Genomic DNA, 812 nt, shown 5'->3' with positions numbered 1-812 from the left:
TCCCTCAAAGAATGTCCGGCGGCGACCTACTCTCCCACAACCTCCCGGCTGCAGTACCATCGGCGCTGTGGGCCTTAGCTTCCGGGTTCGGAATGGAACCGGGCGTTTCCCCCACGCTATGACCGCCGTAACCCTAACCCCACACCACCACCCTCAACACGGGCAACAGCAGGGAAACCTACGGGTCACACAACAGTGACACTATTCAACTGAAAACACCTCAACCACCCACCAACAAGCAGACAGCCGGTTGCAATCAGACAACCGCACAGTGGACGCGAACACCAACCCATCACCTTGAAGCAAGCAATGGGATAAGAGTGTGTGTAAGTCATCGGCCTATTAGTACTGGTCAGCTTCACGAGTCTTCAGTCCTCGCTTCCACATCCAGCCTATCAACCCAGTGTTCTAGCTGGGGGCCTCACACCCTCAAAGGGGCAAGGAAATCTCATCTCGAAGCCGGCTTCCCGCTTAGATGCTTTCAGCGGTTATCCATCCCGAACGTAGCTAATCAGCCATGCACCTGGCGGTACAACTGACATACCAGAGGTTCGTCCGTCCCGGTCCTCTCGTACTAAGGACAGACCTTCTCAAATTTCCAACGCGCGCAGAGGATAGGGACCGAACTGTCTCACGACGTTCTGAACCCAGCTCGCGTACCGCTTTAATGGGCGAACAGCCCAACCCTTGGGACCTACTCCAGCCCCAGGATGCGACGAGCCGACATCGAGGTGCCAAACCATGCCGTCGATATGGACTCTTGGGCAAGATCAGCCTGTTATCCCCGAGGTACCTTTTATCCGTTGAGCGAC

At 56.0% G+C, this 812-nt stretch carries 2 rRNA genes; both read right to left on the bottom strand.

Going from position 1 to position 812, the window contains the following annotated elements:
• Window positions 1-13 precede the first annotated feature (13 nt).
• A 5S ribosomal RNA gene (gene rrf, locus AUV08_RS09330) occupies window positions 14-130 on the bottom strand.
• Between the two features lie 192 nt (window positions 131-322).
• Window positions 323-812: ribosomal RNA gene (locus AUV08_RS09325) — 23S ribosomal RNA — on the bottom strand; the annotation flags it as partial.

It is taken from the genome of Micrococcus sp. CH7, from assembly GCF_001595485.1.
GTDB classification, from domain to species: Bacteria; Actinomycetota; Actinomycetes; order Actinomycetales; family Micrococcaceae; genus Micrococcus; species Micrococcus luteus.
The sequence above is the reverse complement of the archived record's forward strand: the minus strand, read 5'-3'. Positions and strand labels throughout refer to the sequence as shown.